The organism is Schwartzia succinivorans DSM 10502, from assembly GCF_900129225.1.
GTDB classification, from domain to species: domain Bacteria; phylum Bacillota; class Negativicutes; order Selenomonadales; family Selenomonadaceae; genus Schwartzia; species Schwartzia succinivorans.
This window is the reverse complement of sequence record NZ_FQUG01000002.1, coordinates 265,127-279,425: the sequence shown is the minus strand read 5'-3', so window position 1 is coordinate 279,425 and position 14,299 is coordinate 265,127. Positions and strand designations below refer to the sequence as shown.

General features: G+C 50.0%; 12 protein-coding genes. 1 reads left to right on the top strand and 11 read right to left on the bottom strand.

Going from position 1 to position 14,299, the window contains the following annotated elements:
• Positions 1-11 precede the first annotated feature (11 nt).
• The 10 genes from BUA83_RS01205 to BUA83_RS01160 form a co-directional block, all read right to left on the bottom strand.
• Positions 12-1,622, bottom strand: a complete 1,611-nt coding sequence (locus BUA83_RS01205; protein WP_072934361.1) for a hypothetical protein — start codon at positions 1,620-1,622, stop codon at positions 12-14.
• 32 nt (positions 1,623-1,654) lie between these two features.
• The gene (locus tag BUA83_RS01200; RefSeq protein ID WP_072934360.1) at positions 1,655-2,482 is read right to left on the bottom strand and encodes a polysaccharide deacetylase family protein; all 828 of its coding nucleotides are present in this window, start codon (positions 2,480-2,482) and stop codon (positions 1,655-1,657) included.
• A gap of 2 nt (positions 2,483-2,484) precedes the next feature.
• On the bottom strand, positions 2,485-3,420 hold the full coding sequence (gene whiA / locus BUA83_RS01195; RefSeq protein WP_072934359.1) for a DNA-binding protein WhiA: 936 nt from the start codon (positions 3,418-3,420) through the stop codon (positions 2,485-2,487).
• Between the two features lie 12 nt (positions 3,421-3,432).
• Positions 3,433-4,758: a gluconeogenesis factor YvcK family protein gene (locus BUA83_RS01190; protein WP_072934358.1), complete on the bottom strand. Its 1,326-nt coding sequence runs from the start codon at positions 4,756-4,758 to the stop codon at positions 3,433-3,435.
• An 11-nt stretch (positions 4,759-4,769) separates the two neighbouring features.
• Complete coding sequence (gene rapZ / locus BUA83_RS01185) at positions 4,770-5,693, bottom strand: RNase adapter RapZ (protein ID WP_072934678.1); 924 nt, start codon at positions 5,691-5,693, stop codon at positions 4,770-4,772.
• A 225-nt stretch (positions 5,694-5,918) separates the two neighbouring features.
• On the bottom strand, positions 5,919-6,728 hold the full coding sequence (locus BUA83_RS01180) for a Cof-type HAD-IIB family hydrolase (protein ID WP_072934357.1): 810 nt from the start codon (positions 6,726-6,728) through the stop codon (positions 5,919-5,921).
• 91 nt (positions 6,729-6,819) lie between these two features.
• Positions 6,820-7,191: a DUF1667 domain-containing protein gene (locus BUA83_RS01175; protein ID WP_072934356.1), complete on the bottom strand. Its 372-nt coding sequence runs from the start codon at positions 7,189-7,191 to the stop codon at positions 6,820-6,822.
• Between the two features lie 2 nt (positions 7,192-7,193).
• Positions 7,194-8,456, bottom strand: a complete 1,263-nt coding sequence (locus BUA83_RS01170; protein WP_072934355.1) for an NAD(P)/FAD-dependent oxidoreductase — start codon at positions 8,454-8,456, stop codon at positions 7,194-7,196.
• The gene (locus tag BUA83_RS01165) at positions 8,453-9,901 is read right to left on the bottom strand and encodes an NAD(P)/FAD-dependent oxidoreductase (protein ID WP_072934354.1); all 1,449 of its coding nucleotides are present in this window, start codon (positions 9,899-9,901) and stop codon (positions 8,453-8,455) included. Before BUA83_RS01165 ends, BUA83_RS01170 begins: the two co-directional genes overlap by 4 nt.
• Before the next feature lie 282 nt (positions 9,902-10,183).
• Positions 10,184-12,169 (bottom strand): penicillin-binding transpeptidase domain-containing protein, encoded by a 1,986-nt coding sequence (locus BUA83_RS01160; protein ID WP_094756392.1) that lies wholly within the window; start codon positions 12,167-12,169, stop codon positions 10,184-10,186.
• A 147-nt stretch (positions 12,170-12,316) separates the two neighbouring features.
• Here BUA83_RS01160 and BUA83_RS01155 point away from each other — a divergent pair, with 147 nt between their 5' ends.
• Entirely contained in the window at positions 12,317-12,763 is a 447-nt protein-coding gene (locus tag BUA83_RS01155; RefSeq protein WP_072934353.1) for an Lrp/AsnC family transcriptional regulator, read from the top strand.
• Positions 12,764-12,796: 33 nt separating this feature from the next.
• On the opposite strand, the gene BUA83_RS01150 is transcribed toward BUA83_RS01155, so the two are convergent.
• A complete protein-coding gene (locus BUA83_RS01150) occupies positions 12,797-14,284 on the bottom strand; it encodes an aldehyde dehydrogenase family protein (protein ID WP_072934352.1) in 1,488 nt (495 codons plus the stop codon).
• Positions 14,285-14,299 lie beyond the last annotated feature (15 nt).

Below are 14,299 nucleotides of genomic sequence, written 5' to 3'. Positions count from 1 at the left end.
CTGTTTATGCTTTACGGCTCTGAAAGAATCAAACGGTATGGAAGGTTGCTGGCGCCCGGAGGACTCATTTCAACATGAATCGTATCACCCTTGAAGGCTCCCAAGCTGAAAATCTCCGTACCCTTCGGAAGGAACAGACTTCCATCCTTAGAAGGAAGCGTTATGATGGCTTTTGCATTATCGCCAAAGAAGGGAGCACCCTCAGGAATCATTCTCATCCATGCTCCGGCAGGTCCGTCGGTATTCACGCGGACAGCTCCGGTAAAGACTCCTCCCATCGGGTTTGCAAAAAGCTCAACCTTTTTGCGCCTTCTTACAGGTATCTCAATGTGATACAACACGCCGTAATTACCATTGTTTTCCGCAAGGCTTCCGTCAGTAGCATCGATTCCTTTTTTATACAAGTCCTCTTTATCATTGCAGAAGGTAATGTAGGCTGCACCGTCAGATGGATTATATTCCTCCCGTGCCTTCATTATGCGGTCCATGCCTGTGAAGGTTCCCCGCAGACGTGCCTTATCCTTTGGAAGGACAGGTGCAGATTTTACAAATTCCAGAGGCTTTGCCGAAGACGGATACATTATAACGGTAACCCTGATGGGAACATTGGAGCTGAAATCATATACTCCGTAGACAAGCTGCTCTGTCAGCATCAGCGTTTCGTCCATGCTTTCAAGCATGACACGGCTCTGATGCCCTTCAAGATATATTGAGCTTTGAAGCTGCTTCTCCGAGAAATACTGGCGCTGCGTCTCACGCCCCACCTTCAGATAATCGGCGTCAGGGGCGCTTCGTCCTCCGCGCGTTATATGGACAACCGCATACTGGTCGCTTGTATTCTCAAGAACCACTGCAACCTTTGCAGGCACAGGCATCTTATTCACGTGGTAGTAAAGAATACGCGCATCGCCCTTTATCACATCAGAATAAAGTATGCCCGGCTGACTTACGTATTCGGGACTGTCGGAGAAAAGCAGCGTACCGCCCACATCAAGGGTATCAACCTCAAGTCTTTGAAGCTCCATTTCCTTCGTGGAAAGATAGCTTACAGGCTTTTTCTGCTCCGGGGCTGCCGTTTTTCCATCGGCAGGCTTGTCAGCATGTCTGCGGAGATATCTGCCCAGAACGCTTTCCCCGTCATCCTGCTTTGCGGATTCCGTTTTGTTTCCGGGAACATCCATGCTCACATGGGTTTCAGTGTTTGCAGTGCTTTTATTTTCTTCCTTGGCCTGCTGAGTATGCTCCTTTTCCCGTTCTGCAGCCAACTGCGCCGCAGCCTCAGCTTCCCTCGCCTCACGTTCCTCAGCCTCAGCTTCTGCTCTTGCCCGTTCTTCTTCGGCGCGGATTCTTTCTTCCTCAGCCTTTGCCTCAGCCTCAGCGCGCTTTCTTTCCGCTTCTATGCGAGCAGCCTCCGCCGCCTGCTTTTCAGCCAGCTCTTCCTGCTTTCTCCTTGCCTCCTGCTCCGCGGCTCTTGCTGCCTGCTCTCTTTCCATACGTTCAGCACGTTCCAGACGGCGCCGTTCTCCGTATTCCTCTGCGGCGTGACGCGCCATGACATCTGCTCCCGTACCGAAAAGAAGCATTCCTGTCAGAAGACAGGCTGTCAAAATCTTTCCTTTCATTCACTTTCCCCCGTTGAGTGATTAGCTCTCATTTATCCCTTATTCTGAAACAACCCTAATCTGGCAAAAATTTTCGCCTTCCATATACGAAGTCTGAATTCTTCGATTCCAAAGTGAGGACGTGGAATATTAATACGATGCAGGAGATACGGATTTGTTTCGAAGGTGTTAAGTCCTGCATCCCCCGTTACAGCCGCCAGATATTCAGATTCCTTCAGCATCTGCGGCATGAAGTCCTTATATTTCCCGTTTGGATAGGATAATCCGAATATCGTTTTGATTCCGTTCCATTCCAGCAGTGTCTTTGAAAGCTGCACTTCCTCACGGGCATCCGCCGGCGACATTTCTGTCAGCGGAAGGTGATTAGCCGTGTGGCTTCCTATTTCGATGCCACGGTTCTGCATATCACGCAGCATATCCCATGTAAGGTATCCGGGGAGTCCTATGTCATTTGTGACCATAAATACCGTAGCCTTCATGCCGCGGCTCTCCATGATTGGCAGCATATCCGTATAATTGTCCTTGTACCCGTCATCAAGGGTAACTATGACTGCTTTTTCCGGCAGTGTCTGCTTTCCCTTTTTTGCACGCAGAAAATCCAAAATAGATATTGTTTCATAGCCCTGGGCGCGAAGCTCATCCATCTGTGCGGCAAAATCCTCAGGCTTCACAGTATAGGAGTCTTCACTCCAGTCGTTTACCTTGTGGTATTCAAGAATCAAAACTCCCTCAGGCGGAAAAGCAGCCGTGACCCCGAAGACCGCAGCTGCAAGGATTACTAATACGGCAGCAGCTCCAAAAATACGTCCCAGCCAGTTACTGCTTTTTCGTTTAGGTCTGTCGTAACGCGATATGTACATGCTCAGTGTTCTTCCTCTCCCATCTCTGCAAGCTGTATAAGCTTTCTCATTCTATGGTTCACTCCTGACTTACCGACACCAAGAAGCTCAGCAAGCTCAGCAAGAGCGGCATCAGGATGCTCAAGCCTTGCCTCTGCTGTTTTCCTGAGCTGAAGCGGCAAATCCTTTAATACACCTTTTTCTTCAAGCCGTTGTATAGCGGCAGTCTGCCTGGCGGCTGCGTCCGCGGTTTTATTAAGATTTGCCGTCTCGCAGTTTACTATGCGGTTTACCTGATTCCTTACTTCCTTAACATTACGGGATATTTCGAAGGCCTCCACAGCCTCCTCGGCTTCCATGTATGCCAGAAGGTCTACAATGGCATCGCTTTCCTTCAGGTAAACAATGTACGCGTCTTTTCTGTCAGTAATACCTGCAGGCATGTCCATCCTTCTCATGAGGGACAGCAGAAGGTCAGCAAACTGATAGTTCGCCGTGACAAATTCCAGATGATAGGAAGCCTCAGGCCGGTTCACGCTGCCGCCTGCCTGAAACGCGCCGCGAAGGTAGGCAATTCTGCAGCAGGGGCGTCTTAGAAGTGTGCCGCCGTTTGATGCGGTGGGCATAGTACCCGGAAGAAGTCCTATTTCAGAAAGAAATGTCTCTCCGCCGCTTTCAGGGAGCACGCGCACTGTGTAGGAATTATGCTGCTTGAGCCTTCTGAACCGGCGGACGGTAATTTCTGTGTTTACCTTTCCTGCCTCCTTCAAAAGCACAAGCACCTTTCTCGCGACAGCGGCATTTTCTGTTGTAAATGTCAAGCCTACTGTATGCCGCATACCAAGCGTCATAACGGCACCCATGCGCAGAAGCCCTGAAAGCTCCGCACGCCTGTCGCAGTCTTTTTTATAGTTAAGACGGGCCAGCTCATTTTTTACATCGCCTGCAAATGAAGGCATCAAGCTTCCCTCCTATTTTGTCTTTTTCTTATCACCATGGCGGATTTCACCGGACGAAAGACCGTAAATCATCTTCATGATATTTTTTGTAAGCTTCGCAGGATCATGATGTCCTGCGTCAGTCTCACTGGTAATATCTGCCTGCACAAAGCCTACTCCCAGACGATTAAGCTCATCTCTGTCAACGTGGACAGGCTTTGAGCCCTGGGCACTGTATACCTGGATCTGTTCATCAGCGAGCTTCGCGGAATTTACCAGCACATAGTCCACTGCACCCTTTCCGGCGTGGGAAAGAATTGCCTTGACATGCATTGATGCCGTATAATCATCAGTCTCTCCCGGCTGAGTCATGACATTGCAGATATAAATTTTAAGTGCCCGGCTTTTCCGAAGGGCATCAGCAATTCCGTCAACCAGGAGATTCGGCATTACACTTGTATAAAGGCTTCCAGGCCCAAGAATTACCGCATCGGCATTTTCAATCGCCTCAAGAGCCGAGTCAACGGCCTCAACATGCTCCGGGTAAAGCTGTACATGTTCAATTCTCTTATGTGCCTCAGGGATGTGGGATTCTCCCTCCACCACTGTCCCATCATCCATATAGGCATCAAGGCGGACACGGGCGTTGCTGGCAGGAAGGACACGGCCTTTTACCGCAAGAACCTTTGAGGACTCGCGAAGCGCGGTCTCCATATCTCCCGTTACCTCATTCATTGCAGCGATAAACAGATTTCCGAAGCTGTGTCCGGCAAGCTCACTGGTTCCGCTGAAGCGGTACTGGAAAAGCTTTTCCATCAGAGGCTCTGTATCAGCTAAAGCAACGAGACAGTTTCTGAGATCTCCCGGGGGAATAATCCCCAGCTCCTCGCGAAGTCTTCCCGACGAGCCGCCATCATCCGCTACAGTCACCACCGCAGTGACATTGCTGGTGGCCTGCTTAAGACCGCGCAAAAGCACAGAAAGTCCATGTCCGCCGCCTATGACAACGATATTGGGGCCGCTTTCAAGCTTTCGCTTCTCATAGATTAAATCCACAAGACGTCCGGAATCCTCAGGAAGAAGAACCGTAATTAGTGAACGAATAACACGCCTCGTCGCGAAAAGCATAATCCCGACTCCAAGAAGCACAATAAGTGTCCCTGCCAGCGCAGTTGCCGTATAGTCATAGGAGCCGCGCCAGTTGTAAACAAATCGGAAGATTGCTTCCTCTATGTAATCAAGATATTCATAGTTAAAAATAAGTGCCAGCCCAAGGCTTACAAGCATAACGCCTGCCGCAAAAAGCAGCAGCCAGCGCTTGAATTTCATGCCCGGGTACAACCATTTCAGAAGATGCATGAGATACCCTCTTAAACCTCTTCACGTACATGCTCACGCACGTCGTTTTTCATAAGGTCGCGATGCTCCAGTGTTGTCTGGAAGCCTCTCGCGCCCAAAAAATCATAAATATGCTTAGCCACAAATACAGAGCGGTGCATTCCACCCGTACAGCCGCAGGCAATAACGAACTGATTTTTGCCTTCCTTGATATACTGCGGCATAAGAAAGGTCAGCATATCATCCAGCTTCGTCAAAAATTCCTGAGTAACCGGCCATTTTGAAATATACTCGGAAACATCGGGAACAGCGCCGCTTTTGTGGCGCAACGAATCAATATAGAATGGATTCGGCAGGAAACGTACATCCAGAACCATGTCCGCATCCATCGGTACTCCGAACTTGAAGCCGAAGGAGAGAACATTTATATTCATCTTCACTCCGTCGGGATTCCCGAAGAGCTGAATTATTTTTGTCTTCAGCTCAGCCTTTCTCAGCTCTGAGGTGTCAACGATATAAGTCGCCTTCTGCCGTACAGGCGCAAGCTGCGCACGTTCCTTTGCAATGCCTTCGGAAAGCCTTGAGCTGGGGGCCATGGGATGACGGCGGCGCGTCTCCTTGTAGCGGCGTATAATGGCAGCATCCGTGGCATCCATGAATAAAAGCTCGTATTTCTGTCCGTCGCGGTCCATATCCTCAAGCACATGAACAAATGTGTCAAAAAATTCACGGCTTCTGGTATCAACGACAAGCACGACATTTGCGATATGCCCCGCTGAATGAGCGCAAAGCTCCGCAAATTTCGGTATAAAGACCGGTGGCAGATTATCCACACAGAAATAGCCTAAATCCTCCAGGAAGCGGCATGCCTGTGTCTTGCCGCCGCCGGACATACCCGTGACTATTACAAGGCGGTAAGGATGCGGAGCTCCCTTTTCTGCCGCGCCATGTGGCATTGTATCGTTCCGTTCTTCCTCCAGTGCCTTTCTGTCATTTTCTCTTTCCATACTCGTTTCCTCCCTCCGGGAAACATCCATTTCATCAATATGTTTATTATAACGCCTTTGTTACAGTTTTGCCAAAGGCAAAACTTCATATGTAAGCGTTTCAACGAGGCATATTGCCGAGTTATAATGCCTTCAATCAAAGTTTGCCACAGGCAAAACTTGAACAGAAATCCTTCATGCCTCCAGCACGTATCTGCGTATGGCCTCGGCAACTCCGCCATTCTCACAGCTGCCCGTTACCGCATCAGCCTCGGCTTTTACATTTTCAGAAGCGTTACCCATTGCTATCCCCAGACCGCATGCCTTGAGCATTGATACATCATTCCCTGAATCCCCCAAAGCCATAATCTCGTCCGCTTCTATTCCCCTGCTTTTTGCAAGGGACAGCACAGCCTTTGCTTTTGAAACACCAGGGCTTACAACCTCAATGTACGTATCGGTGGATTTCATCACCATTATTTCATCAGGAAATGCTTCCGCAAGAAGTCTGAGTGCCTCATCTCCTGAAGGGCCGTCCTTTGTCACGACCAGAAGCTTCGGTACCTCATCGGCACGCTCCAAAAGGCCTTCCTTTCCAACAGCCTCTCCTGGCACGCCTGATGCCTTTTCATAAGCCCGTGCCGTCTCCTTCACCACTTCGTAATATAAATTTCCGTCTCTGTACAGCTGCACGTACCAGCCATTTGAAAAAACAAATTTCAAAACCTTACGTACTACATCAGGAGGAAGGAAAGAGGTTTCTATTCTTTCTCCTCCGACCGTCTTTACAATTGCTCCGTTATACGCGATAAGAGGAACATCAATCCCGAGTTCCTTGGCGTACGGAAGCGCGGAGCGGTACATACGTCCCGTAGCGATGGTTACAAGCACGCCCTTTCCCGCTGCTTCCTTCACTGCCTCGATATTTTCCTCAGGTATCTGAAACGCGGCATTCAGCATCGTCCCGTCAAGGTCTGATACAATCATACGGATTTTTTTATGCATATAAAAAGCTCCTTTTCTATCTGTTACTAATATTGTAACACAGATAGAAAAGGAGCTATGTATCTGTTCAGGGTTATACTGAAATATTCTTTCAGACTGCGGCCATATCCCGGCTTGCTACGATATCAATACCAAGTCCGAGAATATCTGCAGCCACAACGTCGCCGGCCTTTACAGGAGCCTTTACGGTTACCTTTTTAAGCTCCTTGGCACAGTCGAGGATTTTCCCCTTTGGAAGGACGCTCTTTGATACTACAGGCAGCAGCGCAAGCTGTCCGCCTTCAACTTTTACTGTAGTGGTAAGCATACGCGTCGGTGACATTATTTCATCATGTCCGTATTTTGCTCCGCGCGGGCATGTATTGCCCGTGACCTCCGTAACAGCTCCGTCCTCTATTGTCACAGTGAGCTCGCAGCCCATCGGACACATGATGCAGTTAAGCATTTTTTTCTCTGTTGCCATGCTTATGCCTCCTCAATCGAAACCGTGATATCATCCGACAGCGCGGCAGTTTTTTCCGCAGGAATTTCTACGGAAATCATTTCACTCGGCTTAACAACGGGAAGAATTTTTTTCATTACTTCCTGGCCGCCGCTCATAATAGAGAGCTTCACCTTGCGCTTAGGCTGTGCAGCACGCATAAAAAGACGGACGGCTTCGCTCTCACTGCTCAGGCGGAGATGCTGCGGAACACAGGTATTGACGCCCGCACCCGGCGTAACAGCCAGATCACGGTCAGAAGCCGCATTTTTGCCAAGTGCCGTAAGTGCCGCGTATTTTCCCGCAATCTCAGCTTCATCGGAAACAAAATCCACAAGGTCGTGTACGTGAACAACATTGCCTGCAGCAAAAATTCCCGTCATGCTGGTTTCACGGTGCTGGTCAACAACAGGGCCATTCGTCCGCGGATGCAGTTCAATGCCAAGCTCTCTGGAAATCTCATTCTCAGGGATAAGTCCGACGGACAGAAGCACCGTATCGCATTCGATATCAAATTCCGTTCCCGGAATCGGACGCATTTTGTCGTCCACCTTGGAAACCGTAATTCCCTCTACGCGGTCCTTTCCTTTGATGCCTGTAATCGTATGAGAAAGGTAAAGAGGAATATCGTAATCGTTCAGGCACTGAACAATATTTCTCGTAAGACCGTTGGAGAACGGGCAGATTTCAAGAACTGCCTGTACCTTGCAGCCCTCAAGGGACATACGGCGTGCCATGATAAGTCCGATATCACCTGAGCCAAGAATGACAATCTTGTGTCCCGGAATATAGCCTTCCATGTTGACCATACGCTGTGCCGCGCCTGCGGTATAAACACCCGCCGGACGATAGCCCGGGATACGGATTGCACCGCGGGTACGCTCACGGCAGCCCATGGTGAGGATGACTGTCTTTGCCTGAAGCTTCATAAGGCCGCGCTCAGGATTCACGGCAATGACCTCTTTGTTGTCATGCACCTCAAGAACCATTGTATCAACGAGAACCTCAACCTCAGGGCAGTCCTTGATGAGGTCGTAGCAGCGCTGCGCATAGCCCGGGCCCGTAAGCTCCTCCTTGAAGTGATGAAGGCCGAAGCCGTTATGGACACACTGCTGCAGGATTCCACCTGCCTCACGGTCACGCTCAAGCACAATAATTTTTTTCGCGCCGTTCTTTACAGCGCTGTGAGCGGCAGAAAGCCCTGCAGGGCCGCCTCCGACTATTATAATGTCATACATTTCGCTCATTCTGCCGCACCTTCCTTCTCATAGTACATATATGATTTCACGCCGTCCTTCCGCACCTCAGGCACAGAAATACCGAGCTCGCGTGAAAGAATTTCAATTACGCGCGGTCCGCAGAAGCCACCCTGGCAGCGGCCCATACCTGCGCGTGTGCGGCGTTTTACTCCGTCTACCGTACGCGCGCCGCAGGGGCGGTTGATTGCGTCTACAATCTCTCCCTCAGTGATTGTCTCACAGCGGCAGATGATACGTCCGTAGTGGGAATCCTTCTTAATGAGCGCAGCCTTTGCCTCATCATCCAGTTCACGGAATACAGGCTCCTCAGGACGGCCTTTTTTGTAATCACCGCGCTTTTCAGCGCCTGTCTCTCCGACAATGATTTCAGCAATATACTGAGCGATTGCGGGAGCAGAGGTGAGCCCCGGTGACTGTATTCCTGCTGCCTGCAGCAGTCCCTCTACCTTTGACTTGCCAAGCACAAAATCCCCTGTCGATGATGCGGCACGAAGTCCTGCAAATTCTGTGATAGCCGCACCGCCCGGAATCTCAGGGCAAAGCTTTCTCGCGCCTGCAAAAATCTCATCCATACCTGCGCTTGTAACAGACAAATCCTCTTTATCATCAAGCTCCTGTGCGTTAGGTCCGATAAAGACATTGCCATGCGTCGTCGCGCAGACGAGAATACCTTTGGAGGTTTTCGTCGGAACAGGGAAAACTATTCCGCTTACCATTGATTTCTGCGCAGTTTTGTCGAAGAGCACGTATTCGCCCTTGCGCGGTTTGACGGTAAAGCTGTTATCGCCTGCCATCGCAGAAATTTTATCAGCATAAACGCCTGCGGCGTTAACAACATACTTTGCTTTGATTGGTCCCTCGGAGGTCTCAACAGCCTCCACACGACCGTCCTTAACAGTAATCCCTGTAACCTCACAGTCGCGGAGCACCTCTGCCCCGTTAATAACAGCATTCTCGGCAAAAGCCTGTGCCGCACCGAAGGGCCAGCAGATTCCTGCAGTCGGTGCCCAAAGAGCTGCCTTGATATCCTTGCTGAGATTCGGCTCCTTTTCGCGCACCTTGGCACCGTCCCAGATTTCAAGCCCCGGAACGCCGTTCGCCTCGCCGCGCGTCTTGAGCTCCTTCAGCGTTTCGACTCCGTCATCATCAAATGCAACGACAAAGGAACCCGTCCATTTAATATCAAGGTTAAGCTCCTTTTCCAGCTCATGATAAAGAGCATTGCCCTTCACATTCATTTTCGCCTTGAAGCTTCCCGTAGGTGCATCAAATCCTGCATGCAGAATTGCACTGTTCGCCTTCGTCGTGCCTGCCGCAATATCCGGCTCCTTTTCCACCAGAACGCAGCGCAGATTATAACGCGCAAGCTCTGAAAGAATTGCTGTTCCGGTAATGCCGCCGCCGATGACGACAACATCTGCCTGTCTTTCCATGCTGTAAATCCCCTTCATTTGTAATTTTTCCACAAAACCATAACTATCTATGCTCCGCTTAACACGGGGCGTCTTGCTCCGAAATATATTGTAACGAGTCAAATGTTGTTTTTCAAGAGACACGAGGCAGGGACAAAAGGACTCAAGTCACATACAAAAACACCGCACATTTCCATTTTAATGAAATCATGCGGTGTATTTTGTATACTTATTCCTTCTTTTGAAAAATATCCCTGCGTCAAGCGTCAGCTGACAAAGCATGACGGAAAAAGGCTCGGCATATCATCCTTTAGGCTCGAATTTTACCACCACAACACTCCCCCGCGGGACAACCGTATTCGGTTCTACGTCCTGTCCAACGGCTATTCCGTGACCGTCCGCGCGCATTTTAAGCCCTGCCGCCTCGAGCTGCAACGACGCTTCCGCGGCATCAAGCCCCGAAACCTCAGGTACGACTACGCGCTGCATTTCAGCTGACTGACTTCCGTCAGATTTTACATTGTCCTTTTCGCTGCCCTGGAACGGGTCGCTGGATGGTTCAATCTGCAGATGCCGCAGAAGCTGTGAGAAAATACGGCTTGCCACAGGCGCTGCAATCTGTCCGCCGTAATAGATACCAAGCGGATCATCAATAACTACCAGAAGACATATCTCAGGATCCTCTACAGGCGCAAAGCCGCAGAAGGATGCGATGTAGTGACCGTCCATATAGCCCGCGCCGTCATGACGTGCTTTCTCGGCAGTACCTGTCTTGCCTGCAATACGGTAGCCCTTTACCTGTGCTTTTGCACCGCCTCCTGTTGCGACAACCTGCTCCAAGAGTCCCACCAGTGTCTTATCGGTAACAGACTCTATGGCGCGGCGTACCTGCTGCGGCTTCGTCTCTGAATAAACAGAGCCATCCGCGTTGTACACGCTTTTCACTATATGGGGCTTCATGAGAATACCGTCATTTGCTATGGCAGACATTGCTGTTACAAGCTGCAGCGGCGTAACAGCTATTGACTGCCCAATTGCCATCGTTGCCATATCCGAATCACGCATATCATCGGGGTCAAAAAGAATACCGCTTTCCTCACCGGGAAGCTCTATTCCCGTCGGCTCACCGAATCCGAAAAGCTTCGCATATTCCGTGAGCTTGTTGCTTCCGAGGTCAAGACCGACCTGTGCAAAGCCCGTATTAAGCGAATGCTTGACTATGTCCGTAAACGTAACCATGCCGAAGCTTTCACCGTTCCAGTTTTGGATACGGCGCTCAGACACCATTACATATCCCGGGTCATGAAATACCTGATTAGGTGTGACAATTTTTTCCTGCAGCGCTGCAGCCGCAACTATCGACTTGAATGTTGAACCCGGCTCATAAATCACTGACACCGCATGATTTTTCCAGACCTCCGCAGGATACTCATCGAATTTGTTCGGATCATAGGATGGTCTTGACGCCATGGCGAGAATCTCTCCAGTCTTCGGCCTCATGACGATTGCGGTAACACTTTCCGGACTGGTTTCCAGCATTGCCTCATCAAGTGCCTGCTCCACAATGAACTGCGCGGTACTGTCAATTGTAAGCTGAATTGTCTTGCACTGATCCCCCTCGTATCTTCTCTTGGAGAAAATAGAGCTGAGTATTGGGAAACCGTGATAGTTGTCCGTCTGAACAAAGGTCTCCTCACGGCTTCCCTTTATGAGCTTATCAAAAGCCTGCTCGATACCATCGAGTCCAACATCATCGGTTCCCACAAATCCCAGAACATTTGCGGCCAGAAGATTGTTCGGATATGACCGCTTCAGCTCATCGTTGAACCCAAGGCAGTTGTATCCCTCATCACGTATTAACTTTTTAACCGCCTGTACCTCGTCGGTCGAAAGATAATGCTTTACCCAGACAAAGCCGCCGCCCTGTGCTACGGCATCAAGAATCTTCTGCTCGGGAAGATTTATCAGTGGTGCCAGCTTTGACGCCAGCTCCTGTGGGTTCTGTACATTGTTCGGGTCTACAAAGAGTGATTTCAGCATCAGGGATACAGCCAGCTCGCGGCCGTTTCTGTCAAGAATCGGGCCCCTCGGCGTAGGATTGACCAGCTCCTCGCCTGACTCCATCCTTATTCTTGTCTCCATGGCATCGCCCTGCACCAGCTGCAGCCATCCGTAGCGCACCGTAATAACAAACAAGCCCAACCAGAGAATAAAGGCCCCTATACCGATGTGCGCGCTGACCTTTTTTTGCTCCGCTTTTCCAAGCTCTCTGCGGCGCTCCATATCCATTAGTATTGCTCTCCTTCATCAAAAACGGTTTTGGATTTGCCCGCGGCATTTTGCCGCAGTAAAGAGTCTGCCTATGGCAAACTCTGATTGAAGGCATTATAATTACATATGATATAAGTATATCATCAATGAAGGGCGGCGTAAAACATGGACGACATTGATAAAAAAATACTCAAACTGCTTTCCGCAAATGCACGGGCTACCCTTTCCGAGCTTGCCGGAGAAATTGCCCTGTCGCTTCCGGCAATCAGCGAACGTCTGAAAAAGCTGGAGGCCTCGGGAGTAATCAGGCAGTATACAACAATACTTGATCCCGCAAAGCTCAACAAGCACCTCATGGCACTCATGTTCCTCCGCTTCGACAATCCGAAGCACGGAGACCGTTTCGCGGAGCTTTCAAAGGCAGAGCCTGAGATAAAGGAATGCTACTACATAACAGGAGATTTCGATTACTCACTGAAAATCCTGACAGAAAACACCGGAACACTGGAAAAGCTTCTGACAAGGATAAAAAATGCTCCCGGCGTCGTAAAAACGCAGACCATTGTTATTCTATCGACAATAACGGACAGCCCGTCCGTACAGCCTGATTAAAAAAGAAAGCCCCGCTCATGCAGGGCTTTCTTTTTACTTATTCGGATAAAAGCCTGACGGCTTCTCCGATAAATTTATCATTATATTCTTCATCTGTGTGTAGTGGTCCAGCATAACCTTGTGAGTTTCACGGCCGATACCGCTCTGCTTGTAGCCGCCGAATGGCGCGCCTTCGGGAATCTGATTGTAGGTATTTACCCACATACGTCCTGTTTCTATGCTGCGTGCCACACGGATGGCGCGGTTTATATCCTTAGTCCACACTGCACCGCCAAGGCCGTACACGCTGTCGTTTGCCATTGCGATGACCTCGTCCTCGCTGTGGAATTTAATTACACATGCCACAGGTCCGAAAATTTCCTCCTGAGCCACACGCATATTATTTGTCACATTCGTCAAAAGCGTCGGACGCATGAAGCAGCCCTTGGAAAGCGGACCATCTGCGAAGCGTTCTCCTCCGCATGCAACCTCTGCGCCTTCTTCCTTTGCCAGCTCGATATAACCAAGAATCTTTTTAAGCTGAACCTCACTTATCTGCGCTCCCATCTGAGTACCGTCCTCCCAGGGGAGTCCGACCTGTACCTTGTTGAAGGCATCAACGAGAGCAGGAACAAACTTATCGTACAGCGTATCCTGCACGAAAATACGGCTACCTGCACAGCAAACCTGTCCCTGATTGAAAAGAATACCAAGCTGCGCGCCGTCAACTGCCTGCTCAAAATTGCAGTCATCGAAGAAAATATTAGCACTCTTTCCGCCAAGCTCCAGCGTTGCAGGAATAATCCGCTCCGCCGCAGCCAGTCCGATGCTTCTTCCTACCTCTGTGGAGCCTGTAAATGCCAGCTTGCTGAAGCCGGGATTCTCAAGCATATACTGTCCTGCCCGTGAGCCTGCGCCGGTGATAACATTAAATACTCCCGGCGGAAGAACGTCCTTGATAAGGCGCGCAAATTCCAGCACCGAAAGACTTGTCTCCTTAGACGGCTTCAGTACCGTGCAGTCACCTGCAGCCAATACAGGAGCAAGCTTCCATGCCGCCATAAGGAACGGGAAATTCCACGGAACAATCTGTCCAACGACTCCAATCGGCTCGCGGAGAATAATAGAAAGGAACTGCTCATTGAGTACAGATGCCTTATCCTCGTCGGATACCACACATGCGGCAAAATATCTGAAATGCGCGGATGCCATAGGAACATCAACATTCATCGTCTCACGGATTGGCTTGCCGTTATCCAGCGTCTCAACCATTGCAAGATGCTCTGCGTTATCGTCAATGATATCAGCAATCTTATTCAAAAGTGCCGCACGCTCCGCAGGAGTGGTATGCTTCCACGTCTTAAAGGCCTTCCACGCACTCTTTACAGCCGCCTCCACATCATCCTTTGTTGCTTCCGCACACTGCGCCAGCTTTGAGCCGTCTGCAGGATTTATTGAATCAAATACCGCGCCGTTCGACGCATCATGCCAGCCTCCATCATAAAAAAGACCGTATCTTTCCTGAATTTCTGTTTTTGCCATCATTATTCCTCCTCT

Excerpts from the sequence above, each read along its gene's own strand:
- BUA83_RS01205 (WP_072934361.1), bottom strand. The coding sequence starts at position 1,622 with ATGAAAGGAAAGATTTTGACAGCCTGTCTTCTGACAGGAATGCTTCTT.
- BUA83_RS01200 (WP_072934360.1), bottom strand. The coding sequence starts at position 2,482 with ATGTACATATCGCGTTACGACAGACCTAAACGAAAAAGCAGTAACTGG.
- whiA (WP_072934359.1), bottom strand. The coding sequence starts at position 3,420 with ATGCCTTCATTTGCAGGCGATGTAAAAAATGAGCTGGCCCGTCTTAAC.
- BUA83_RS01190 (WP_072934358.1), bottom strand. The coding sequence starts at position 4,758 with ATGCATCTTCTGAAATGGTTGTACCCGGGCATGAAATTCAAGCGCTGG.
- rapZ (WP_072934678.1), bottom strand. The coding sequence starts at position 5,693 with ATGCCACATGGCGCGGCAGAAAAGGGAGCTCCGCATCCTTACCGCCTT.
- BUA83_RS01180 (WP_072934357.1), bottom strand. The coding sequence starts at position 6,728 with ATGCATAAAAAAATCCGTATGATTGTATCAGACCTTGACGGGACGATG.
- BUA83_RS01175 (WP_072934356.1), bottom strand. The coding sequence starts at position 7,191 with ATGGCAACAGAGAAAAAAATGCTTAACTGCATCATGTGTCCGATGGGC.
- BUA83_RS01170 (WP_072934355.1), bottom strand. The coding sequence starts at position 8,456 with ATGAGCGAAATGTATGACATTATAATAGTCGGAGGCGGCCCTGCAGGG.
- BUA83_RS01165 (WP_072934354.1), bottom strand. The coding sequence starts at position 9,901 with ATGGAAAGACAGGCAGATGTTGTCGTCATCGGCGGCGGCATTACCGGA.
- BUA83_RS01160 (WP_094756392.1), bottom strand. The coding sequence starts at position 12,169 with ATGGATATGGAGCGCCGCAGAGAGCTTGGAAAAGCGGAGCAAAAAAAG.
- BUA83_RS01155 (WP_072934353.1), top strand. The coding sequence starts at position 12,317 with ATGGACGACATTGATAAAAAAATACTCAAACTGCTTTCCGCAAATGCA.
- BUA83_RS01150 (WP_072934352.1), bottom strand. The coding sequence starts at position 14,284 with ATGGCAAAAACAGAAATTCAGGAAAGATACGGTCTTTTTTATGATGGA.